Source organism: Bifidobacterium sp. JNUCC 75, assembly GCF_054819865.1.
In genome coordinates this window covers 1,903,907-1,926,199 of the sequence record NZ_JBTHIF010000001.1, presented here as the reverse complement: position 1 = coordinate 1,926,199, position 22,293 = coordinate 1,903,907, and the positions used below count along the sequence as shown (strand labels likewise).

The following is a 22,293-nucleotide window of genomic DNA, read 5'->3' as shown; positions in this document are numbered from 1 at the left end:
TCTTTTTCTGAAATCCAGACTTCATCTGGTTCCCAACAATCCTCTGGCCAGATTTACGAATATGCCTCCTTCCAGCTAGCGCATCACGCCAACACTGTGATTTCTGCAGCGAAATCGCGCTTGGAGCCGACTTCACGTACAGGCCCAGTAACCTGGACCGTGTGTTGCGCTTGCACTTCCTCAGAATCGAAGCCCAGAACAAGTTGGATTGTTCCAGGTTCTACGATTCTTCGGTAATCCTTCCCCACGAAACTTAAGACATCAGAACTTAAATGGCAGTGAATACGCTTTGAAGCCCCGGGATCTAGATGAAGCTTGCAATAGCCTGCCAGGAATTTGATCGGCCTCACTACACTCGTAATGTCATCCTCAACATAGAGCTGTAACACTTGCGCACCTGCATGTTCGCCAGTATTAGTTAAGGTCATTTCTACATCGAGAGACCCATCAGTTTTCATCCTTGTCGCCCCCCAGCACACGTCAGAAAGTGCCCAGGATGTATAAGAAAGCCCGAATCCAAATGGAAAAAGGGCAGAACTGTCCACATCAGTAACATGCTCGTTGCGCTCTATAGGCGCAACCCAATATGTAGAAGGTTGTAATCCTGAAACCAACGGAACTGATACTGGCAGTTTGCCTGATGGATTAACCGCCCCGGATATTACTTTGGTCACAGCCTCGGCTCCCTCTTCACCGAGGTAAAAACCTTGCAATATCGCGCTTGCCCCAGGTTCGATTTCGCTTAGAATTCTGGGCTTACCAGTTAACAGGACAAGGACTACTGGTGTATTCGTCGCTTCAACAGCTTGCACGAGTTCTTGTTGGTGACCCGCGAGGTGCAGGTCGCAGTCATCAGAACCCTCGCCTGTAGTCCCTGCGCCGAACAGACCGGCTATATCGCCTACTACAACTATGGCTACATCAGAGCTTGCTGCTAACGCTGCAGCTTCATTTATCTGTTCCTTCTCATCAGGATAAGCCCCCTCATTATGAGCAAGGATGGAGGTGCCCTGCGCATAAGAGATGCTGGCAAGAGGAAACTCATCACGAATTCGATCCAGTACCGTAGGAATACGAATACCGGGCTCACACTCAGGATGGTTTGCCCTGACATGCATTTCGAAACTGTAGCAACCCAAAAACGGTCTGTAGTCATTAGCGGCTGGACCTACGATTGCTATACGCTTAGGACTATTGGCATCCAAAGGCAGAACCCCGTCGTTCTTGAGCAGAATGACAGATTCTTCAGCAACATGCCTTGCGAGCGCACGGTTTTCCGGAGGATCCAAGTCAACAGATTTCTGCATAGACATATCGGCACGCAGTACATGCGGATCAGGATTCCAATCTTCATCCATGAGACCGTATTCAATTTTTTGCCTTAAAACCCTACCGACGGCAGCATTTACCATCTCGATCGGCACATCTCCAGATTCGATAAGATGCTCGAAATCCTCATCGAAACACTTCATTCCAGGAAGTTCAACATCCATGCCGGCCATAAATGCCAGTCGAGCTGCTTCAGTCGGATCGGACGCAGTATGCTGATTAACGGCCAGCTGAATGATCGCAAAATAATCTGAAACGACCGTACCATCAAAGCCCATGTCTTTCCTGAGCACATCGGTTAACAGAGCTCGATTTTCTGAGCATGGCACGCCATCTATTGCCGTATAAGCAGGCATGACAGATTGTGCGTGGCCTTCGGAGATCGCCATCTCAAAAGGTGGGAGGAAAACATCGAACAGCTCCCTGGTAGAGATCTGTGAGGGAGAATGGTTCTTCCCGCCCTTACTGGCCGAGTATCCAGCAAAATGCTTCAGGGTTGCCACGATCCCCGATTTTTGTAACCCTTTAACATAAGCTGTTCCTATGCTGCCGACCAAATAGGGGTCCTCACCTATGGTTTCTTCACAACGACCCCAGCGCAAATCGCGAGTTACATCCATCAAGGGGCTCAGCCCCTGGTGCACGCCTAGCTCATGCATTGTGCTTCCTATCGCTTTCGCCATATTCTCAATGAGCTCAGGATTGAAGGAAGCTCCCCAAGACAGAGGTATTGGATAGGTAGTCGCACCATAGGCAGTAAAACCCGACAAGCATTCCTCATGCACGAAAGCCGGAATCCCGAAACGATTAGATTTGACGATCTCTCTTTGTATTTGAGACAGCCGGCGAGCACCCTTCTTTGCACTAACCGGGGCAGTGCCATAAGGACGGGTGACCTGTCCGATTCCTCCGTCAACTGCTTTGTTGAAATCCACGTAATCCATCATTTCGTTTTGTTGGGGTGCAACTTCTTGGCCTTCTGTCGTTGCCCCAATCCAAATCGAAGTCAGTTGCGAAACTTTTTCGTGAAGATTCATTACCTCCAGCAAGCTGTTAACGCGCTTTTCTACCGCTAACTCTGGATCATTCCATGGTCCTCTCAAGACTGTTTTATCAACAGAATCTATCTTTTTGTCCACTTGCTTTGAATCGGATGCCATTTCTTCTCCCATAAATGACGGCGACTACGTCGCAACGAAAGCTACATTGATTATTTACTTAATATATGTCGAATATTAAGTAATGTCAAACGAAATCATGAACTTTGCGGTTTTGTTATAGATTTCAGCTTTTCTGCTGTCTCAAACCATCGGAGATTCTGAAATTTTGTACGCTTATAGAAGATAAGGAATGTTGGTCTACGAAATATTACGTAAACACCATTAGTACACTATTTTATAGGTCGTATTTATGCTGATTAGAGGAGGATTAGTGCCTACAAATGTTCATATTGCCGGGACAAAGAACATGGGTGCCGGCAAACCCACGCTTGCCCAAATCGCGCAATCCCTCGATTTATCTACAGCGACTGTTTCAAAGGCTATCAATGATAAACCTGATGTATCCAAAGCCACTAAGAAGAAAGTAGAGCAGGCACTGAAAGACAGCGGTTATCGCAAAAAGGCACAAAATAAAAAAGCCCAATGCATAGAAATCGTCTTCCAGGAATTGGAAAACTTATGGGAGATCGAGGTGCTGCGTGGTCTGACCGAATGCGCCGCCGAACACGGTCTGAGTGTCGTAGTCACAGAAAGTGGCGACCACCAACATCCTGCTAGTGATTGGGCAAGCGGAGTTATCGCAAGAAATCCAGTCGGCGTTATCCTTGTCTTCTCCAGCTTAACCGAAAACGAAGCCAGCCTTCTCTCCTCAAAGGACATACCTTTCATCATCCTTGATCCATCAGGGGCACCCTCTCCCAACAGCATGTCAGTTCGAGCCGACAACTGGACAGGAGGCCTCTTGGCTACAAGACACCTAATCGCATTAGGCCATCGCCGAATCGGCATCATTACAGGTCCGAGCAATATGCTGTGCTCCAAAGCACGCCTCGATGGCTATCATGCCGCACTTGAAGAAGCTGAAATTAAAATAGATGATAACTTGTGTCGAGAAGGCAACTTCCAAGAAACTGGCGGGCTAGTTCAAGGTGAGTCACTGTTAAGCATGAGGCAACCGCCGACAGCAATTTTCACATGCAGCGATCGCCAGGCAATGGGAGTTTATGAAGCAGCCAGGAGGTTAGGATTCAGCATTCCTCAAGACTTATCAGTTGTGGGCTTTGATGACATACAAACGGCTGCATACATGGGCCCTTCTTTGACCACCGTCCGACAACCCTTGAGAGAAATGGCCAGCTGTGCCGCCGAAATGCTGCTCAAGTCCAGACAAGGAAGGAATCAGACACACAACTCTGTCATTTTGCCTACCTCACTCATCATACGCAACAGCACGCAATCCATAGACTAGGTGTACAGGGTTTAGAGAAATTCGAAAGTCAACCAATTTCATCAGGTTTTAAAAGTTATATGAGATGTACGATTTATCCAAATCAAGATCGGTAAGAAGACAACACCATCACTTAACCATTTCTATATAACTAGAACAACAAAATATGTGTCTTGAATTTGCCCTAACTGTGACAACACAAACTTAATGATGAAATGTATTGACACTAATCGTAAAACCACGCAGGAAATCCTGACTGTGTAGCCAACCCATTCGGTTGAGTCGGATACAATCGCTACGGCAATTTCATGGCGGCTTCGTCCAATAAACCTTGGAGTGTGACAAAAGGTTCCAGTCATGTTTGAAATCAGATCAATTTTCTCAAGTGCTAATCGGCACGCATCTTACCAACAGTTATAGCGCAATTTATGCATCCTTCCGCCAAAATTTGGACGAATGAACAACAATCCGGGAAACAACCTATGACCTATACACATATGAAACGAGCAACCAACCCAGTTGATCCAATATGACAGTTCCGACGACATCGCGTTGGAGGTGGCTTTATCGCAGCCTGCGATTTCAAAGTACATCAGCAGGTTGGAAAAGAATAATGGGGGGGGGGGGCAAGCCTGGGTCCAATGTCAGCGTTTTGGCGCCGGAGATAGCACGCGACTAACAACGTACGGAAGCATTGCCCTGCCGCCTATCGTCTCATCGCTGCCAAGCTCCGGACAAGGGCAGCAAGAGCAGTGTGAACCAGACAAGAACAGGCTCGTAGAAACCATAGGATCCCAAAAGCTGCTGAGTCAGATAGAGGCCCACCGCGTGGACTATTGGGCTGTGGCCAGCGTCGACGAGCCGTTGGGCGTGGATGGCGTTGAAACGACCAAGCCGGCCTCCCTCCCTTTCGGCATGGGCTGTACCCAGTCCATGGACGAACGATTGGGTGCGGCAGAAATGACCAGTCTGCACCCCAAGAATCTGTCCATGCTCCCAGGGAATGTCCCCTTCGCCACCCTCAACCGCAATTTCGTCCATACCTAAGCAGCGGAACGGCTGATTCACCTATCTGAACCAGTCAGCCACCTGATCGAGGTCTCCGACGTGGAAACTCTGAAAATGGTATCCACTCCGGCCTGATCTGCAGCCTGATCGCCTAGGCCGGCGTACATCCCTGGCGACGGTCTGCGCTTCATTCCCTTTGTCGGCGATGACATGCCCCGTTTCAACATCTTCCTCTTCAACGACACCAAACGGAAGGCCTTCCATGAGGACGTGGAGGAGGTGAACGCCTTAGCGACTATGCCGCCAGCCGACTGGGTTCTGTGGCTTGATCGGGTTCCAAGACAATGCCCAGGGAGAAGCGGGAATATACACAGCGTCCATCTGTTGTATACTGACGAGGCTGGTCCACAATGGCACCAGCGGAGCTTGATAATTCAAGATTGGGGCTGATCGGTTTCGACGGTGACCTGTTCGTCGCAGGGAAGCGTGCCGAGAACGCGGGGGTCCGCTCGTTAATGTCCTCCCGCAAACAACAAGTGCTAAATCTAACCGCACTGAGTTCGCTCTCGCTGCCTGAGCTTCGCGCCAGGATTAACCAGTGAGCAGCTGCTCCGTTCACTCCCCTTCGCCTTCGGGGGGATGCTGAGCGTCATTAAGAAGACTTGCCTGGACTGCCGCGCCACAGGGCGGTTCGGGGACTTTTTCTGCGGCTATGCCCGCCACCGGTTGTCTGCGACACAGGTGGGGGCAGACAGATAGCCACAAAGGCCAGCAGACTACGCACGTAGAAGACTGAGGGTGCGGTCACCGGACCGGGGTTCAATTCCCCGCAGCTCCACAAGATAAGGGCCAGCCGAGGCAACTTGGCTGGCCCTTATCATACCGTTTTACAGTTCAAGGATCCATCTTTCCGGATTACTTTGTGCATCACATTGTCAATAACCTTAATCATGAATCTCAGGCCATTCTCGTTTCTTTACTTGCAGTGTTTAAATGACTCCAAGATAACTCCATCCGGAGCAATAATGATATAATTTTGGAGCTAAGACAAATAATTGAGCAATTGAAGCAGGTGAAAGCAATGAAAGAGACAGCGAGAATTCAAATTCGCACCAGCGAGGATATGAAACGTCGGGCCTCACAGCTTTTTGAAGACCTAGGCCTTGATCTCGGCACGGCAATTAAGATGTTCCTCTCTCAGTCGTTGCGCGAGGGAGGGCTTCCATTCCGCTCTCAACTTTCCAAATTTGACAGAGAAATGGAGGAGGCCGAGGCTTCACCGGTCACTCACATGGGTGATGTAGAGAATATGAAAGACATCATCCATCATGTATGAGTTTGCATATACGCAAAAATTCCTGCGCGATGTCAAGAAAACCAAGAAAAAGCATTTTGACTTAAGCATGCTCGATCAAGTGCTCGACGATTTGACTAACTACAATTCAGCACTGCCTAAACGTAAATATCGAAAGCACCAGTCGAAAGGACGCTGGTCCGAATACGAGGAACTCCATGTCGACGCAGACTGGCTCCTAGTGTACAAGCACGATAAGAATCGAATGGTTCTTACCTTGATGACCACCGGCAGCAACGACCAAACACTGTGACATAAGTGAAAGTCTCGGCAATCAAGCCTTGTTCCGACTGACACGACTCACTTTACTCAATACACAAACTTGACCGCCAATTGTTTATCTACTCCTATGTTAAAGGTTAACCGTCCACAGGATCTCCTAAAGATTAACTTGCCATAATGGCGATACTCATCTTCGAGCGTCCAGCATGTATTTGTCGTATTGACCTGTGTTGGCCTATACGACAAGGAACTGCCCGTTGATGAATATGCCACACACAGCCATGGCCGAAATCAATGCTTGGCAAGACCGCTCAACTACACATCGCGGACCCAACAATTAAAGCTCACTGCCGATCATTCGCCTATAGCACCTTGCAAAATGGCTATGGGCGAGCGCTTCAAAGCAGGCCGCGCCGTCAGCATGGTCGCCAGTGACCCGACAATGATGATCGGCAACCCGCATATAAGGAAGAACTGCCAAGGAAAGACTATGGACAAACTGTGGACAAGCGGCCAATAGACCATGGCTGTACTCAGTCCGACCAGTCCGGTGCCGCCTGCTGCGATGATAATGCCTGTAGTCATCACGATGGTGCCGTCCAATGTAGATATAGCAGTAAGCTGCTGCGGGTTTGCCCCAGCGATTGACAGGAGCGCCAGATCAAGGTCACGATCCCGAGCGGCGATGGCGAACCCCGCGATCACGCCGACCAGGGCGACCAGCAGCGCTGCCCAGAAACCATAGAGCAACTCCAAAGTCCCGCCCGCTGTGGCACTCGGTATTCCCGGTACCTTGTTCATGGCGACGGTACTGGTGCCTCCGGCAGTCAGCAGACCGCCGACCAGAAACATGCAGGCGGTCAACGCTATGACCGTTGAGCCGAATGTCGTGTCTTTGCTTCTGACCACAGCCTGTGAACGCGCTACCCGCCAGACGGCAGACGATGACGGCACCAGAGCAGTCCAGAGTTGAGTGACCCTGCCTATAACCGGCCCACCAGCGCGAGCCAAGGCTATCAGCAGCAAGAGAATGGCGAAAAGCGGTCCACTTCCAACGGCACTTATGACCGCCCGGATTCGCTTAGGATCCAAGGGCCCAGAGCCGCTGTGCGAAAGATAGGCAAAGACAGGCAACGGCAACAGCAGCAAGGCCAGCCCAAGGAAAAGGGCCACAAGACCACCTCCATGTCTCGGCCGTTCAACCGATTCGCTCTCCTCAGCACGGTGCACCATCCGGACTAGTGTCATCTTTTCCAAATCCCGCAATGTCCGGCTGGTCGCCAAGACGGCCGTGGCCAATCCCACTGCAAGACCAGTCAGGGCAGACCTGGGAAACCTGTGCCAGGTAAAAGCGAAATGTACCGACATTCGCATCCCGGTGGAATACCAATCGAGGATACTTCCAGCCAGCGCAGGTGAAAGAGCCACGGCAATAAGGGAGGCCGGCAGAAACAAAATCATCACCTGCAAAAGTGTAAGCACCAGGACCTGCTTAGGCGTAGCTCCCAGCAGCGAGAGAAGGGCCAGCCCCTGCCGACGTTGGCGAATTGATGCCTGCAGGGTTTGCTTGATCACCAAACAGCCGAGCACAATGACCGTGAGGAAGACCAGACTCAGGGCCGAAGCCAGACTCTTGGCAGGATCCCTGGTCTTGACCGACAGACCTTGGTAATAGCTGTTGACTCCCATGCTCACACTCATGGCACAGAGCAGAGTTTGCGTGACCACAAGAACGATAAAGACGCCAGCCCAAATGCCGCTATTGGCTTTCAGATCACGTAAGGCCCAAGTCATGATTCATTCACCTGCCACATCCTCGTGCGGACACTCTGCCAGATCCCTCTATTTATATGAATAGCCGATCGGCGCGGGAGACAACATCCGGCAAACCCCTGAAACGACCCTGAATTAACCCTGATTCCTTCTTACAATGGACCGTTGGCCACTCCCCCTGCTCATTCAAGCATCAGAGTGTTGCCCCGCGCTATTCTGATGCTCAGAATCTAGTGCAGGTTCCCGGACGATGGTCAAGTACCCGGACAGCGACAAGACTTGCCGAAAGGAAGCCATGTCCTCGTGGATTGTACTCATACTCGCCGGCATCTGTGAATCGGTCTGGGCCACCGCCTTAGGCAAGTCCCAAGGCTTTACCAAAATCGTCCCTGACATCGTTTTTATCGTGGGATTGATTCTCAGCATGGTTGGTCTGGCCTTTGCCATGCACAGCATCCCTACCAGTACAGCTTACGCGGTCTGGGTCGGTATCGGAGCTGCCTTGACTGCCCTATACGCCATGGCTACAGGATCGGAGCCAATTTCGCTTGCCCGAATTCTGCTCATCATCGGCTTGGTCGCTTGCGTGATCGGGCTCAAGATCGTCAATTGAGAATAATGCCCCCATCAACACAGATATATCCCAACAACATACAAAATCAAGAGGAAAGGAGTCGCCATCATGACCGCAGTAATACGGCAATGCACTTCGGATGATGCCGGGCTGATACGTTCCTTGGGCATGACCACCTTCCGTGACACCTTCGCCGCCGACAACAGCCGGGAGAACATAGAAGATTACCTCCGGCACTCCTTCTCCCCCGAACTGGTCAAGTCGCAACTGTCTGAACCCGAATCCGTTTTTATGCTGGCCAGCGTGGGCGGCACTCCCGCAGCCTACATGCAGCTCAACACTGGGAAGGCCCAGACGGAGCAGTTCGGTGACACTTCCATGGAGATCGAGCGGCTATACGTTCTATCAGACTTCAAACGCCAGGGACTGGGCACCATGCTGGTCAATCAGGCCTTCGAACGAGCCAGGAACCGGGATCTGAGCAAAATCTGGTTGGGCGTATGGGAGCGCAATGAACCCGCTCAACGTTTCTACCAAGCCATGGGCTTCAAACGGACCGGCGAGCACACATTCACCTTGGGCACAGACATTCAGACCGACTGGATTATGACCGCAGCGGTCAATTGATGGCTACCTCTGTGCAAACACGAGGACCGGGTCCCGCTTTAGAAATCGGCGATACCCGGCATCACCAATCCCAAGCACAAACTTGCGCGTCTGACGCCTGAATCAGAGCAATCAGCCCTGACCCGAGCACCAGACGCGCAGGTCATTCATACACACAACAGTCATGTATCACGGTTCCCTGCAGAAGGCCGATCTTCCGGCAGGGAACCAGTTGCTCAATCCGACATGACCGTCGCGTCGATCTTGCCGCGGAAGAGCATGACCGCCACAGCCACGACGATTTCAATGATGCCGATGATCAGCATCAACGGCAGCTGCTGGTCCAGGGTGGTCAGTTTGCCATAAACCAGCAGCATGATAGCCGTGCCGATGGCAGCTGACAGGGTGAAAGCGGTCTGCATCTGTGTCTCATAGGACTTGGGGGCTATGGCCGCTACAGTCGAGTTGGCTGCAACGCCGTAGGGGAAGCCGCCGAAGTTGGAGACCACATAGTAGAGCAGCAGCCAGAGCACGGAATATCTAGCCGTATGAGGATTGAGCACCACAGTGGGAACGATCAGCAGCAAATTAGAGATGCCGAAGAAAGCGAATCCGAACCAGAGACGGTTGGTGGACTTCCAACGCTTGCCCGTGTCGGTCAGCCAGAACCAGCTGAAGAAGATGCCGGCCAGCATGGCGATGATGCCCACGAGAGTGTTGAAGGAGCCCGGCGCGATTTCAATACTGCCGAACTTTCTGTTGATCCGCTGGTCCAGGAACATGAGCAGGGTGGTGCCCTGAATGGCGTAATCCACCCCTGCAACAATCTGCATGATCACGATGGGTACGAAGGCCTTGAGCCGACGACGCTCCACACCGACGATTCTCTTGGAACGCCAGATGACCAAGAAGAAGGCGATGGCCACCACGAAGGTGCAGGAGCTGACCGTATTGGCCAGCGCATTGACGCTGATCTTGTGGGTGACAAGAAGGACGGCGATGAACAGGCCGATCACCACCAGCACACCCAGGGCACCCCATCCGTAGCGTTTACGCTCCTGGCTGTTGAGCGGGCGTGAGGGCTTGGAGCCCAGCGAACCGAAGAAACGATTGCCCGGCACGCCGATGATGGCGGCGTAAATCAGCGCGGCTACTGCTCCGATGGCGAATCCGTAATGATAGTTGAGCAGACCGAGCTGAGCAGAGATGATTGGGGTGATGAACCCGGCGATGTTGTTGGCAATGGCGTGAATGGCGAAAGCGCCGTCACGACGGTTGTCCTTGCGGTGGAAGAGCATGCCGGTCAGCGAGGCGTTCGATGCCCCCATGATGGGCAGGTTCATGAGGATCATGCCCACGATGGCCATGGCTCGGCCCTGACCGATCGAGAATGCCGGAATGGCCAACAGCCCGCAGGACAGTCCCTTGACGATGTTGCCGATGACAAGGGCCTTGCGCGCACCGAACACCCTATCCGCCAGCCAGCTGCCCACGATGCCGAACATGGAATTGATGGCCGCAACGATGGCTATAAGCTGTGCTGCCTCCCCCTGGCTGAATCCCAGACCCTGGGTCCAAGGCTTATAAAGGTAGTAGATCGTCACGGCCCCATAAGAGGCCCAACAGATCGAATTGAAGAAATTGCCGGCTGCCAGGGCACCGATGCCCTTGGGGTAGCCGAAGAAGGAGCGGTCCGCTCTCAGCTGGTTCAGCTCCTCCTCCTGTCGTCGGTCAACCTTGAGGCCGGATTCATCGACCACAATGTCCGGTTGTTCGCCGCCGTTTTCCGTTGGTGTTGCCATACGTTTCTCCTCGCTTCTCACTGGTGCCTACCCTCGTTGTGCGGGCACCCCTTTGCTCTGCGTGGAACCACAGGCTGTTCCACTCTGAACCGTAAATCCTCATCCCGTCGGGCGTAGGTGCAAAGAGAGCGGAAAAAGGTGGATATTTCTCGGTAATGCCACCTGGCCGCTACCGGACAAGGCTTCCCGGGCAGGTCGTTCCTTGCTCAGAAAGCCCGCCATTGCAAGGATTGGGAAGAAATAGAAGCTAACCAGAACAACTCCAAGCCAAAGGCACAAGATTGTCCACCCATTCGACGATTTCCCCCACCTTCCTGGTCGGGCTTCCGTCCATAGACTGATGAGGTAAGGCGCACGAAGGCGTCGGGGCAGAGCGGCGCCGACGGATCGGAGACGACCCGACGGAAACCATGACCGGCCAGAATCCGCCTGGCAACGGAGGAAGTAGGTAATTCATCATGACATCATCCATGCACACTGATCAGGACTGCGTTGACGAGGCGGCCCGTCAGATCTACATCGGCAACACAGGCACCGTGGACTTCGACCTGAAACTACCGACCGAGGGGGTGGAGGGAACCACCATCGAATGGGCCAGCAGCGACGATCGATGGGTGAACCCTCAAGGCAAGGTCAATCAACCCGAATATGGTCGAGGCGACCGGAATGTAACCTTGACCGCGACCGTCACCAAGGGCGGCGCCAAGGCGCAGCGCAACTTCGATGTGACCGTGCTGCAGATGCCCAACAAGATCGAAGTGCGCAAGGTCTACCCCATCGAGATCAAGGCGCGCAAGGGCGCCACCTACTATCTGCCCATGTTCACGGCCGTGCTGACCAAAGACGGGCAGAAGGTCTCCCAGCGGGTCAACTGGGACGAAGGCGTTGAGCAGCGGGACGAACAGACCGGCGAGCACGATTTCCAAGGATCCATCGACGGCAGCGACATCCGTGTGCAATGCAAGGTTCTGGTGATCGATGAAGACCCCGAACAACCAGTAGATTCGAGCCCTAAGGTCCGCCGCGTGCCCATCTCCCGGGTGCGGCTGACCGGTGATGGCATGCTGGCAGGCAACCAGCGCCGACGGATAGCTTTCCTGAAGACTCTGGACGACGATCAGCTCCTGGTGGAGTTCCGCCGGGCCGCCCACCTGGACACCAAGGGAGCCAAGCCCATGATCGGCTGGGACGCTCCGGACTCCAACCTGCGCGGCCACACCACCGGGCATGTTCTGTCCGCATATGCCCTGGGATATGCCGCCACCGGCGACGAGGACATTCGGACCAAGCTGACCTATCTGGTCGACGGGCTGGCTGAGGTCCAGGCCGCCTTCGCAAAGAGCGGGACCACCAAGCCGGGCTTCCTGTCGGCCTACGACGAGAGTCAGTTCGACAAGCTGGAGCAGTATGCGCCCTACCCCACCATCTGGGCGCCCTACTACACCCTGCACAAGATCCTGGCCGGGCTGATCGACGCCTACCACTTCGCGGGCAATGAAACGGCTCTGCGTGTGGCCTCGGACCTGGGTGACTGGGTTTATGACCGCGTCCACCGGCTCCCCCATGAGCAGCTCCAGAACATGTGGAGCATGTACATCGCCGGCGAGTTTGGCGGCATGAACGAGTCTCTGGCCCATCTGTATGCCATCACCGGCCGTAAGGAGCACCTGGATGCCGCCCGGCTCTTCGACAACGACCGCCTCATGGTTCCCATGCGTCAGAAGGTGGATGCCTTGGGCGGACTGCATGGCAACCAGCACATCCCCCAGGTCATCGGCTCGGTGGAGCTCTTCCGCCAGACCGGTCTGCCCTACTACCTGCAGCAGGCGGAATTCTTCCTCAAGTCGGTCATGGGTCATCACATCTACGCCATGGGCGGCTCCGGGCAGGGCGAGATGTTCCAGCAGCCCGACGTGATTGGCGCCCTGCTCAAGGACAACACCGCCGAGTCCTGCGCCTCCTACAACCTGCTCAAGCTGTCAGCGCTCCTGTTCTCATTCGACCCGGATCAGGAGTATGCAGACTACACCGAGCTGACCACACTCAACCACATCGCCGCCAGCACCGACCATGTGCCCCAGGGCGGCAGTCTCTACTTCTTCCCCACCCAGCCGGGCGGTCGCAAGGAGTTTGATGAGGAGAACAGCTGCTGCCACGGCACCGGCCTGGAATCGCACTTCTACTACGCCGACGGAGCCTTCTACACAGATGAGAAGACCCTGTGGATCGAGCAGTATCTGCCCTGCAGCCTGAACGACATCGACCAGAAGATGGCGCTGAGCGTGGACGTGGACGACCGCCACCCCGAGAAGGTAACCATCACCATAGAAGCCCTGGACAGACCGCGCCTGGCCCTTCGCATTCCCGCCTGGACCCGCGGCAGGGTCCACATAGACATCGACGGAACCCCGGTGTCCCAGGCTCTCATGGGCACCGACCCAGCTGTAGCGGTCCTTGATGCGAGCGCCTGCGGTCTGAATTCCTGGTCAGGAACCACCATTACGCTGACATTCGACCCGACCATCCGGTTGATCGGCACCCCGGACAGACCCGCCTTGGCTGCCGTGGCCTGGGGACCCTACGTGCTTGCCGCCTTGAGCCCCAGCACCGATATGCAGAGCCTTAACATCGACCGGAAGGATCCTGGGTCCGCCTTCGAGCGCCAGGGCGAGAAGCTGGTCTTCCGTCACCGGGACAGCGGCCTGGAATTCGTCCCCCTCTGGACCATTGACGAAAACCAGCCATATCATGCCTACGTCGAAGTGGCCAGCCACTGACCGCGTCCCAAGGCCAAGGTTTCAGCTACAGGGAGGACGGTCAGCACGGATCAGGCAATCATCACCAGTTTCCCCAACGATGCGGCGGTCTTCAAATCCGCAGGGCGCTTCATCGGCACCCCCGGATGGATCCACGAGCGCCGCACCGTTGACAGCTTTGAGCTGATTCTGGTTGAAGAGGGCATCCTTCCGCTGACCGTAGCCGGACGGCATCATGATCTGAAGGCAGGCGGCCTGCTGCTGATCCCGCCCGGCACCCCTCATGAGGGCAGTCGACGGCTGGGACAGGAGCCTCTGACCTTCTACTGGGCCCACTTCACCTTGCCTGACTGGCATAGGGTTCAAGGCCTGCCTGACGAACAAAGGGATGGAAATGACCAGGGCGCGGCACGCGTGGTGCTGCCCCTGGATTTTCGTTTGGCAGACAACAATCGGCTGACCGTCATGTTCAACCAGCTGCTTGACATCTACCAGCGCACCTACCCGGATCCCAGCCCCTACTGCAGCTATTTCATGACCTGCCTGCTCATGGAGATCGCCATGGGAAGGCCCGCGCCCAAGGACCGTCAAGAAGCTGACGACGAGGACAGCACCCTCCAGAAGGTCCAAGATTGGATCCGTATCAACGCCTGCGACCGGATCAGTGTTGCCAGCGTAGCAGAAAACTTCAACTATTCGCCCTCGTACCTGTCGACCATCTATAAGCGGCGGTTCGGCATCGGTATCACCGGACAGATCAGGCGGATCCGCATCGAACGAGCTCAGGAGCTGCTCCTGTCGACCTCTATGGGCGTCAGACAGATAGCCGAAGCCTGCGGATATGACGACCCCAAATATTTCATGCGCGTCTTCAAACGGTTCTCCGGCCTGACCCCAACCAGATACCGATCCAGCTTTTCCCAGCGACACTACAACAACGCCTGAAGTCCTTAGACTGGAACCATGAGAATCGTCATACAGCGGGTCAGCCGTGCCCGGGTCGATGTGGTCGATGAGCAAGGGCGGCCGGATCCCGATTTTAAACCCCAGAGCATCGGCATGGGGCTCTTGCTCCTGGTAGCCGTCCAGGATGGAGACGGGGTTGAGCAAGTGAACTATGCCGTCCGCAAGCTGACTCAGATGCGCATTTTCCCCGACGAGAAGGGCCGGATGAACCGGTCAATCCTTGATTGCGGCGGCTCCATCCTTTCCATCTCCCAGTTCACTCTCTACGCGGACCTTCGTCGCGGCAACCGTCCCAGCTTCATGGCTGCGGGAGAGCCCCAACATGCCCAAAGCGTCTGGCAGGATCTGAACCGGGCCCTGGCGGTAACCGGTGTGCCGGTTGCCGTCGGACGCTTCGGCGCCCACATGCGAGTGGATCTGGTCAACGACGGACCGGTGACCATCCTGCTCGACACCGACAGGTTGATGAAGCCGGCAGCTCCTTCAGCGACTATTTGACAATGGGCCTAAGAGGCGCCGACACATCCAGCTGATGCTTATCGCCAATCTTGGATGGATCGTTGATAATCTTGTCGACCACGGCCTGCTTGAGCTTCAGATCGGAGCCGTCACCCCAGATGATGACATGTTTGCCCTGGTCCAGCTCGGTGGTGATGGAGTCTTGGGTTTTCGCAGTCACCTTGGTCACCGAATGGCGCATGGCCTCCGGCATGGTTGACAGAATCCGAAGAGTCTGCCTGACCGCCTGATCCTGCTGGGCACGCTTGACAGTGGTAACCTGGATGACCGGCACCCCCTCCACTGGCTTGGACACAGTATTGAGCACCCTGCCCTGTCTGTCTACAGCCGTCAGTTTCCGCTGCGCATCCTTGAAGACCGCAGTAGGCTCCTGGGCATCGAAGGTCACCTCCAGACCATGCGGAAAACTCTTACGGACCTTGGCATCGGTCACCCCGGCCATGCCGCTGATCTCCTGCTCGACGCCATTGGTGGAAATCAGCAGCAGAGAGCGATCACCCTGATTGGCCACGATTGAGACCACTCGATCGTTGGACACCCAGGCATTGCCGCCACTGACATCGATCTTGTCGGTTTGCAGGCGAAAGACCGGCGAGAGAAAGAGCAACCATGCCAGTCCTGCTATCAGAGCCATGACCACGACGACGACACCCGTCCGGATCAGGACCAGCCTGCGGCTGACCTTCTTCTTCTCGCGCACCCGAGCCTGAAAATCCAGAACCTTGGGCCGAACAAAAATCCCCAGCCCCTGATCTTCCTGATCAGTGCCTATTCTGCCTGAGACGGGTCGGTCCGGCGGTATGGCCCGGGCATCGACGAATCCTCCGGCCGAACTTGTCGAGCGTGAGGTCGCGGACTTGGATGCCGCAGACCTGGAAACTGATACGCTACTGCCTTTTATCAGAGAGCGGGAGGATGATGAGGCGGATCTGGCGCTACGAGTCCGTGTGCCGCTTGTATTCTTGGAACGACTCGGACGACCCCTGAAACGCTTCGAACCTTTGAAACGCTTGGACCGCTTAAGGCGCCTGCCCTCACCACCTGTTTTTTCCACCTTGGACCGGCTGGCCTGTGCCGAAGCATCGGAGGCGGCCGACTTGCCCGATCTGGCGGTTCTACCGGTCCGCTGCTCCTCTTCCGAAGGCCTGGTGCGCCTAGACCGGGCAGTCCGTGCGGCCTTTGCAGCCCGGACTGCCCTGGTTCTGGACGAGGCTCCGCTGGAGGCCCTGCTACTCTTGCCGTTCTTCACTGCTCATCCCGTTCAGCCAGCTTGTCGAGAATGACCGGCCCCATGGCCGTGACATCGCCGGCGCCCACGGTCAGGATCACATCCCCAGGTTCCGCTCGTTCGGCCAGTTCAAGAGCGGCCTGACGCATGTCCGAGCAGGCCCGAAAGACGGTCTCAGTCGACTTATGCCCTGAGTCCTGGGGCTTGTGGTCCGATGCCTTGCGGGCGGCGGCAGGGATGGTGCCGGCATCCACGCCCGGAAAATCGCTGGCCAGCTCACGGGCGGGGAAGATATCAGTTACCGTCACATCGTCCGCTAGGGACAGAGCGGCAGCGAACCGGTCGGCGAAGATGGCGGTGCGCGAATACAGGTGAGGCTGGAAGAGCACCCTGATGGTCCGGCCCGGATAGCGTCGCCTGGCGGCGGTGAGCAGGGCGGCGATCTCCGTGGGATGATGGGCGTAATCGTCCACTACGGTGACCCCATGTTGGCATCCGCGGACCTCGAAGCGTCGAGAGGCACCACGGAAGTCGGCGGCGGAAGCGGCGGCCGTATCAGGATCCATCCCCAGCAGGACGGCGGCGATGACGGCTGCTGCTGCATTGCGGGCGTTGTGGATGCCGGGAATCGCCAAATCCACCTGCAGATCGAGCGGCTTGCTGGCATCCAACCCTGCCGCCTGAAGCACCTGCACGGGGAGAGCCAGACGGCAATGTTCACGGCCGCTGCCGCTGCTCTCGGACTCGGACCCGATGCGGACCAAGCCCAGAACCCCAGGCAGGGAGTCAATGCTCAGCTGGGGATCTGATGCATAGACGATAATCTTGGCGCGGCAGTCCCCTTGCAGCCGCCGCAACACCTCCAGGGCCCCCTGGTCGTCCCCGCAAACCACCAGGAAACGTCGGGCATGCCGGGCATGTTCCACAAAGGCCTGGTGGAAGGCATCAGCCGTGCCGTAGTGGTCCAGATGGTCGGGCTCCACGTTGGTGATGATGGCGATGTCGGGAGTGTACTTGCCAAAGCTGCCGTCGGACTCGTCCGCTTCGGCCACTAGAACCCGTCCGGCTCCCACATGCCCGCCGTCCATGGGCCCCTGGCTGCTCTGGAGGCTGCCCCCGATGGCGTAGCTGGGATCAGCCAGATCCCCTCGGCCGCCCTTGGTCAGCAGGTGAGCCAAGAGCGCGCTGGTGGTGGTCTTGCCGTGGGCTCCGGCCACGGTGACCGAAATCCTAGAGGCCATGAGCAGGGCCAGAATGTCGCTGCGATGGACTAGCCGGGCGCCCGCGTCACGAGCTGCCAGAATCTCGGGATTGTCAGGTTTGATGGCACTGGACCAGACCACCGTGCGGGCCCCGGCCACATTGCTGGCTTGTTGACCGATGACGACCCGGATTCCTAGCTGACGCAGGCGTCGGGTCTTGTCCCCCTCAGCACGGTCGGATCCGGAGACCTGCACCCCCTCCTGGTGGAGCATCTCGGCCAGCACGCTCATCCCGGCCCCGCCGATGCCGATGAAGTGTGTGGGCCCCAGATCCTTTGGGTCGCACACTCCGGCCTGGGCCAGAGCGGGCAGGCGGGGATCCAGGACCGGCAGGGACCTGTCACCGCCGTCCTGCCGACCGGGCACTGTATTCAATTCATGCTTGGGCACAGTTGTTGCATCTCCTCCAACAGTTCAGGACCATTCAGGACGGCCGCGCATCTTCTGCCTCCATTATGCCCGATTAGTCCCTCCCAGAGTCCTTGCGGGCAAGGTGTTGGTCGGCCATGGTCAGGATCTGCTCGGCCATCACCTGAGCGGCATCGCGAATCCCGTACCCCCAGGCTCGGCGGCGCATGTCAGCCAGCCTATCCCCATTGGCCATAAGAGCAGGAATGTGGCTGGCTATCCATTTAGCGTCCAGGGCCGCATCATCGACCATGAGTCCTCCCCCGGCATCAACGACCGGCTGGGCATTGAACCGCTGCTCACCATTGCCGATGGGCAGGGGCACGTAGACGGCCGGCACGCCCAGGGCGGCCAGCTCGCTGACAGAGCCTGCACCAGCCCTGCAGACCACCAGATCAGCACAGGCGAAGGCCAAATCGATCCGCTCCAGGTATTCAGCCATGTGGTAGTCCCCCTGGCCCCGGTGAGCCGGGTCCAGATTGTTGATAGCCGCATCGCCCAGGTCAGCCGTCACCTGCTCCCTGACCTGGGCGGCCTTGCCACGGCCCGTCAGATGGATGATCTGTGTTCGATCCAGCAGCTGCCGGGCTGCGCCAGCCACCGCCTTGTTCAGGCTGAGCGCTCCCAAGGATCCTCCAGTCACCAGCAGGATGGGCCTATCGGGATCCAACCCCAGAGAATGCGCAGACTCCCGGCGGGCTCCTGCATGGTCAGCCTCCATCTGCTTGGCCAGTCGGGCGATGGTCGGCCGCAAAGGCAGACCCACGCGGCGCACTGGTACTCCGGACCTGGCCCGTATGCCTGTATTCTCATAGGCCGTACCTACGAAATCGGCCCAGCGGGCACCCAGCTTGTTGGCCATGCCCGCCCGGGCGTTCTGCTCGTGGACGACGATGGGCAGACCCAGGTTCCGTGCGGCCCTGTATGCCGGCGCCGAGGCATAACCGCCAAAGCCGACCACCAGGTCGGCTGACCGATCCTGCAAATACCCTCGTACTCGCTGCACCTCACGCCGCCAACGCCGGGGGAAGTCCAGTGCGGCCTTGCCAGGACGGCGAGGGAAGGGCACCTTCTCAATCAGGTCAAGGGGAAGTCCGGCGGCCGGCACCAGGTCGTGCTCCAGCCCGACAGCAGTGCCAATTACGCTGACAAAAGCCTGCGGGCAGCGCTCCCTAATGGCCGCAGCCACGCTGAGCAGGGGGTTGACATGCCCTGCCGTCCCTCCCCCGGCCAGCACCAGATGGGGACCAGCACCTTTCCCGGAATGCTCCCGGGCATCCCCAGGCATCCCTTTCTCGGTCCTCGTCGCTGTCGTCATCCGCGAATCCGCTTCCTTTCCGCCATGTCCATTCCGCATCTCAGGACCCGTCTGTGGCCGCCATCACGTCTGGTTGGGTCCGAATCATCTTTAGAGCCACCCCTGCCGAAGCCAGGCAGGAGATCAGGGCGGTCCCTCCAGCCGACACGAAGGGTAGGGGCAGCCCAATGACCGGCAGCAGACCCAGAACCACACAGATGTTGATCAGGGCTTGGCCCACCAGCCACACATCCAGGCAAATCAGCACCATGCCCGCATATCGGTTCCTGGTAGTCAGGGCGATTCTCAGCATGCACCAGCCCATGACCACGAAGACCAGAATAAGCATAGCCGCCCCGACAAAACCCAGCTCCTCGCCGATGACAGCGAAGATGAAGTCATTGTGCGCCTCGGGCAGATAGTTCCACTTCTCCCTGGAGTTGCCCAGACCGACCCCGGTCAATCCTCCCGAAGCCATGGCGTAGAGCCCATGGATGGACTGGTAGCAGACACCCTGAATGTCATCCGCCGAGCACTTGCCGTAGGCGGCCATGATCCGCTGGGTCCGGTTACTGTTGCCATAGACCGAAAAACCGATGACCGCAGCCATCCCCAGGACCGCCAGGCTGAGCAGCCATCGCAAGGGGAAGCCTGAGACCAGGAAGGCCACGAAGCCAATGATGACGATGATCATGGCGGTCCCCAGATCCTTGCCCAGCATGATGAACATGAAGCTGATCAGAAAGCCGAAGGCCGGCTTGGCATAAGCCTTGGCCAGGCTCTTCAGATCGGAATCCTTGCCGACCTGCCGCTGGGCTTCGATCAGTGCCTGGGGCAGCCACAGACACAGGGCCAGCTTGAGTAGCTCGGCCGGCTGCATGGAGATGCCCCCTATCGAGATCCATCCCTCGTTGCCGTTGGCGGAGCGCCCGAGCGGGGTGCGAGTCAACAGCTGGATGCCCTGGCTGGCAATCAGAAACCAGGTGCTCCAGTTCCGGTAGTGATCAATGCTGATCCTCACGGCCAGAAGGGCCAGCAAAAGCCCCAACACTGCGTATATGGTCTGGCGAATGACCTGACTCCAGGGTGAGCTGCCCTGGGCGACCAGATCCACAGCCGAAGAGGAGAATACCATCATCAGGCCGAAGACCGTGGTGGCGACGACTGTGGCCAGAAAGCCGTAGTAGCACCAGAGCGGGTTGAGAATGGCCCGCCAGCCCCGGTAGTCCCCCTTGCCGCCAGACCCTCGTGAGTGGGCCTTGCTCGGATCAGTGTCGCGTTTCATGCTCGTGGACCCACTGTTTGGCCTGCTGGGCAAACTGGTCGCCCCGGTCAGCATAGGAGGCGAACTGATCCATTGAGGCGCAGGCAGGTGCCAGCAGAACCACCTGGCCGGGCTGTGCATAGGAGCCGGCCGCACGAACAGCCCGGGCCATAACCTGATCTCCAGCACCAGGATCGATCAGGGTAACCGGCAGATCGGGCGCCTGGTCCTTGATGGCTTGGACCATAGGCTGCTGGTCCTGACCGATGACCACGGCTGCGGCCAGCTTGGACCTGCGGGACCGGACCAGATCGTCGAAGCGGGCGCCCTTGGCCAGTCCGCCGGCCAGCCAGACCACCTGGCCGTCATGGTAGCTGGCCAGGGAAGCCTCGGCTGCATGGGCGTTGGTGGCCTTGGAATCGTCTACAAAGCGGATGGCCTGCGCACCCTGGCCCAGAGAGGCCACGGTGCTGATCCTGTGGTCGCCGGGCGTGAAAGCGCGCATGGCCTCGATCGCCGCATCGACCTTGGCTCCAGCACCCAGTGCCAGAGCCAGGGCACAGAGAGCGTCGGCCAGCAGGTGAGGATAGACCGTGCCGTCAGGCTCACACAGATCCGTCAGGTCGGCCACCCGGACCAGCCTGACGCCCTCATCACGGTCCTGACCGGTCATTCCGCTGCGGTCCATGACCCAGCCGTCCTCCACGCCCAGCTGCCCAGACTCAGGCCGGCCCAGGGTGAAGCCCACCAGTCGGCAACCTGGGGCTGGCTGCGCCTGTCTGGCCAGGTTGGAGACCCGGGAGTCATCGGCGTTGTAGACCAGGGCCTTGCGCACGCCACGGTAGATGCGTGCCTTGTCGGCCGCGTAGGCCTCGAAGCCCCCGTGCCAATCCAGGTGGTCCTCGGCCAGATTGGTGATGGCCGCGCACTCCAGGGCCGGCGAGAAGGTGAAATGCAGCTGGAAGGAGCTCAGCTCAACGCAGAGCATGTCATTGTCGGGATTCAGGACGGCAGTGGAGACGGCCTTGCCGATATTGCCCACCGCAGGGGCCGTGAACCCGCTGGCCTGCAACATGGCGGAGACCATCCTGGTGGTCGAGGTCTTGCCGTTGGTGCCGGTGATCCCGATCCAGGGTGCCGGCCGGCCTGTCCGGGCCGAGGGCACCCGTAGCAGCCAAGCCATCTCCACCTCGCTGACCACGGGGATGCCCCGACGCTGCGCCTCAAGGATAAATGGGGTGCGCGGATTGAAGACTGGCGAAGCCATGACCAGATCCACCCGACTCCAGTCCACCTGGTCAAAGTCACGAAGATCGGCCTGCGGGGCGCGCTGGTCCACAGTGGTCACACCGGCCGCCCGATCTCGCAGGGCTGCGGCCACGCTCCGTCCGGAAATGCCCAGCCCGGCAACCAGTACACGCTTCTGGCTCAAGTCCATATCCATGAACACCTCATTCCGCTAGCTCCGGCATCTGCT

17 protein-coding genes, 1 other RNA gene and 1 riboswitch are annotated in these 22,293 nt (G+C 57.3%); of the genes, 10 read left to right on the top strand and 8 right to left on the bottom strand.

What is annotated here, in order from left to right; all coding sequences use genetic code 11:
- Positions 1-83: 83 nt before the first annotated feature.
- The gene (locus ACVWNW_RS07635) at positions 84-2,489 is read right to left on the bottom strand and encodes a glycoside hydrolase family 3 N-terminal domain-containing protein (RefSeq protein ID WP_454482047.1); all 2,406 of its coding nucleotides are present in this window, start codon (positions 2,487-2,489) and stop codon (positions 84-86) included.
- Between the two features lie 307 nt (positions 2,490-2,796).
- Between ACVWNW_RS07635 and ACVWNW_RS07630 the strand changes: the two genes are divergently transcribed.
- From ACVWNW_RS07630 to ACVWNW_RS07610, 5 genes are all read left to right on the top strand, one after another.
- On the top strand, positions 2,797-3,798 hold the full coding sequence (locus ACVWNW_RS07630; RefSeq protein ID WP_082097731.1) for a LacI family DNA-binding transcriptional regulator: 1,002 nt from the start codon (positions 2,797-2,799) through the stop codon (positions 3,796-3,798).
- Positions 3,799-4,605: 807 nt separating this feature from the next.
- Complete coding sequence (locus ACVWNW_RS07625) at positions 4,606-4,824, top strand: hypothetical protein (protein ID WP_454482045.1); 219 nt, start codon at positions 4,606-4,608, stop codon at positions 4,822-4,824.
- 403 nt (positions 4,825-5,227) lie between these two features.
- Positions 5,228-5,626, top strand: a transfer-messenger RNA (tmRNA) gene (ssrA, locus tag ACVWNW_RS07620).
- Between the two features lie 240 nt (positions 5,627-5,866).
- The gene (locus tag ACVWNW_RS07615; RefSeq protein ID WP_454482043.1) at positions 5,867-6,121 is read left to right on the top strand and encodes a type II toxin-antitoxin system RelB/DinJ family antitoxin; all 255 of its coding nucleotides are present in this window, start codon (positions 5,867-5,869) and stop codon (positions 6,119-6,121) included.
- Positions 6,114-6,392, top strand: coding sequence for a type II toxin-antitoxin system RelE/ParE family toxin (locus tag ACVWNW_RS07610; protein ID WP_454482041.1), 279 nt, complete (start codon positions 6,114-6,116; stop codon positions 6,390-6,392). Before ACVWNW_RS07615 ends, ACVWNW_RS07610 begins: the two co-directional genes overlap by 8 nt.
- 323 nt (positions 6,393-6,715) lie before the next feature.
- On the opposite strand, the gene ACVWNW_RS07605 is transcribed toward ACVWNW_RS07610, so the two are convergent.
- The gene (locus ACVWNW_RS07605; RefSeq protein ID WP_454482039.1) at positions 6,716-8,155 is read right to left on the bottom strand and encodes an FtsX-like permease family protein; all 1,440 of its coding nucleotides are present in this window, start codon (positions 8,153-8,155) and stop codon (positions 6,716-6,718) included.
- Positions 8,156-8,357: 202 nt separating this feature from the next.
- Positions 8,358-8,421: riboswitch (guanidine-III (ykkC-III) riboswitch) on the top strand.
- Positions 8,422-8,429: 8 nt separating this feature from the next.
- On the opposite strand from ACVWNW_RS07605, the gene ACVWNW_RS07600 reads away from it, so the two are divergent.
- Positions 8,430-8,747 (top strand): DMT family transporter, encoded by a 318-nt coding sequence (locus tag ACVWNW_RS07600; protein WP_454482037.1) that lies wholly within the window; start codon positions 8,430-8,432, stop codon positions 8,745-8,747.
- Between the two features lie 69 nt (positions 8,748-8,816).
- Complete coding sequence (locus ACVWNW_RS07595; RefSeq protein WP_454482035.1) at positions 8,817-9,335, top strand: GNAT family N-acetyltransferase; 519 nt, start codon at positions 8,817-8,819, stop codon at positions 9,333-9,335.
- 215 nt (positions 9,336-9,550) lie between these two features.
- On the opposite strand, the gene ACVWNW_RS07590 is transcribed toward ACVWNW_RS07595, so the two are convergent.
- On the bottom strand, positions 9,551-11,116 hold the full coding sequence (locus ACVWNW_RS07590) for an oligopeptide:H+ symporter (RefSeq protein ID WP_198190616.1): 1,566 nt from the start codon (positions 11,114-11,116) through the stop codon (positions 9,551-9,553).
- Between the two features lie 458 nt (positions 11,117-11,574).
- On the opposite strand from ACVWNW_RS07590, the gene ACVWNW_RS07585 reads away from it, so the two are divergent.
- From ACVWNW_RS07585 to dtd, 3 genes are read left to right on the top strand one after another with little or no spacing between them, the layout of a single operon-like run.
- Positions 11,575-13,893: a beta-L-arabinofuranosidase domain-containing protein gene (locus ACVWNW_RS07585; protein ID WP_198199018.1), complete on the top strand. Its 2,319-nt coding sequence runs from the start codon at positions 11,575-11,577 to the stop codon at positions 13,891-13,893.
- A 57-nt stretch (positions 13,894-13,950) separates the two neighbouring features.
- A complete protein-coding gene (locus ACVWNW_RS07580; protein ID WP_461196365.1) occupies positions 13,951-14,817 on the top strand; it encodes a helix-turn-helix domain-containing protein in 867 nt (288 codons plus the stop codon).
- Positions 14,818-14,835: 18 nt separating this feature from the next.
- Complete coding sequence (gene dtd / locus ACVWNW_RS07575; protein WP_198207174.1) at positions 14,836-15,336, top strand: D-aminoacyl-tRNA deacylase; 501 nt, start codon at positions 14,836-14,838, stop codon at positions 15,334-15,336.
- Here dtd and ACVWNW_RS07570 read toward each other — a convergent pair.
- From ACVWNW_RS07570 to murD, 5 genes are all read right to left on the bottom strand, one after another.
- On the bottom strand, positions 15,329-16,606 hold the full coding sequence (locus ACVWNW_RS07570; protein WP_332461916.1) for a cell division protein FtsQ/DivIB: 1,278 nt from the start codon (positions 16,604-16,606) through the stop codon (positions 15,329-15,331). The genes dtd and ACVWNW_RS07570 overlap by 8 nt on opposite strands.
- On the bottom strand, positions 16,603-18,180 hold the full coding sequence (murC, locus tag ACVWNW_RS07565) for a UDP-N-acetylmuramate--L-alanine ligase (protein ID WP_415873612.1): 1,578 nt from the start codon (positions 18,178-18,180) through the stop codon (positions 16,603-16,605). The genes ACVWNW_RS07570 and murC overlap by 4 nt, the downstream gene beginning before the upstream one ends.
- Before the next feature lie 130 nt (positions 18,181-18,310).
- Positions 18,311-19,543 (bottom strand): UDP-N-acetylglucosamine--N-acetylmuramyl-(pentapeptide) pyrophosphoryl-undecaprenol N-acetylglucosamine transferase, encoded by a 1,233-nt coding sequence (locus ACVWNW_RS07560; protein ID WP_454483432.1) that lies wholly within the window; start codon positions 19,541-19,543, stop codon positions 18,311-18,313.
- Between the two features lie 70 nt (positions 19,544-19,613).
- Complete coding sequence (locus ACVWNW_RS07555; RefSeq protein WP_121913723.1) at positions 19,614-20,837, bottom strand: peptidoglycan glycosyltransferase FtsW; 1,224 nt, start codon at positions 20,835-20,837, stop codon at positions 19,614-19,616.
- The gene (murD, locus tag ACVWNW_RS07550; RefSeq protein WP_454482030.1) at positions 20,821-22,260 is read right to left on the bottom strand and encodes a UDP-N-acetylmuramoyl-L-alanine--D-glutamate ligase; all 1,440 of its coding nucleotides are present in this window, start codon (positions 22,258-22,260) and stop codon (positions 20,821-20,823) included. Before murD ends, ACVWNW_RS07555 begins: the two co-directional genes overlap by 17 nt.
- Between the last annotated feature and the right edge of the window lie 33 nt (positions 22,261-22,293).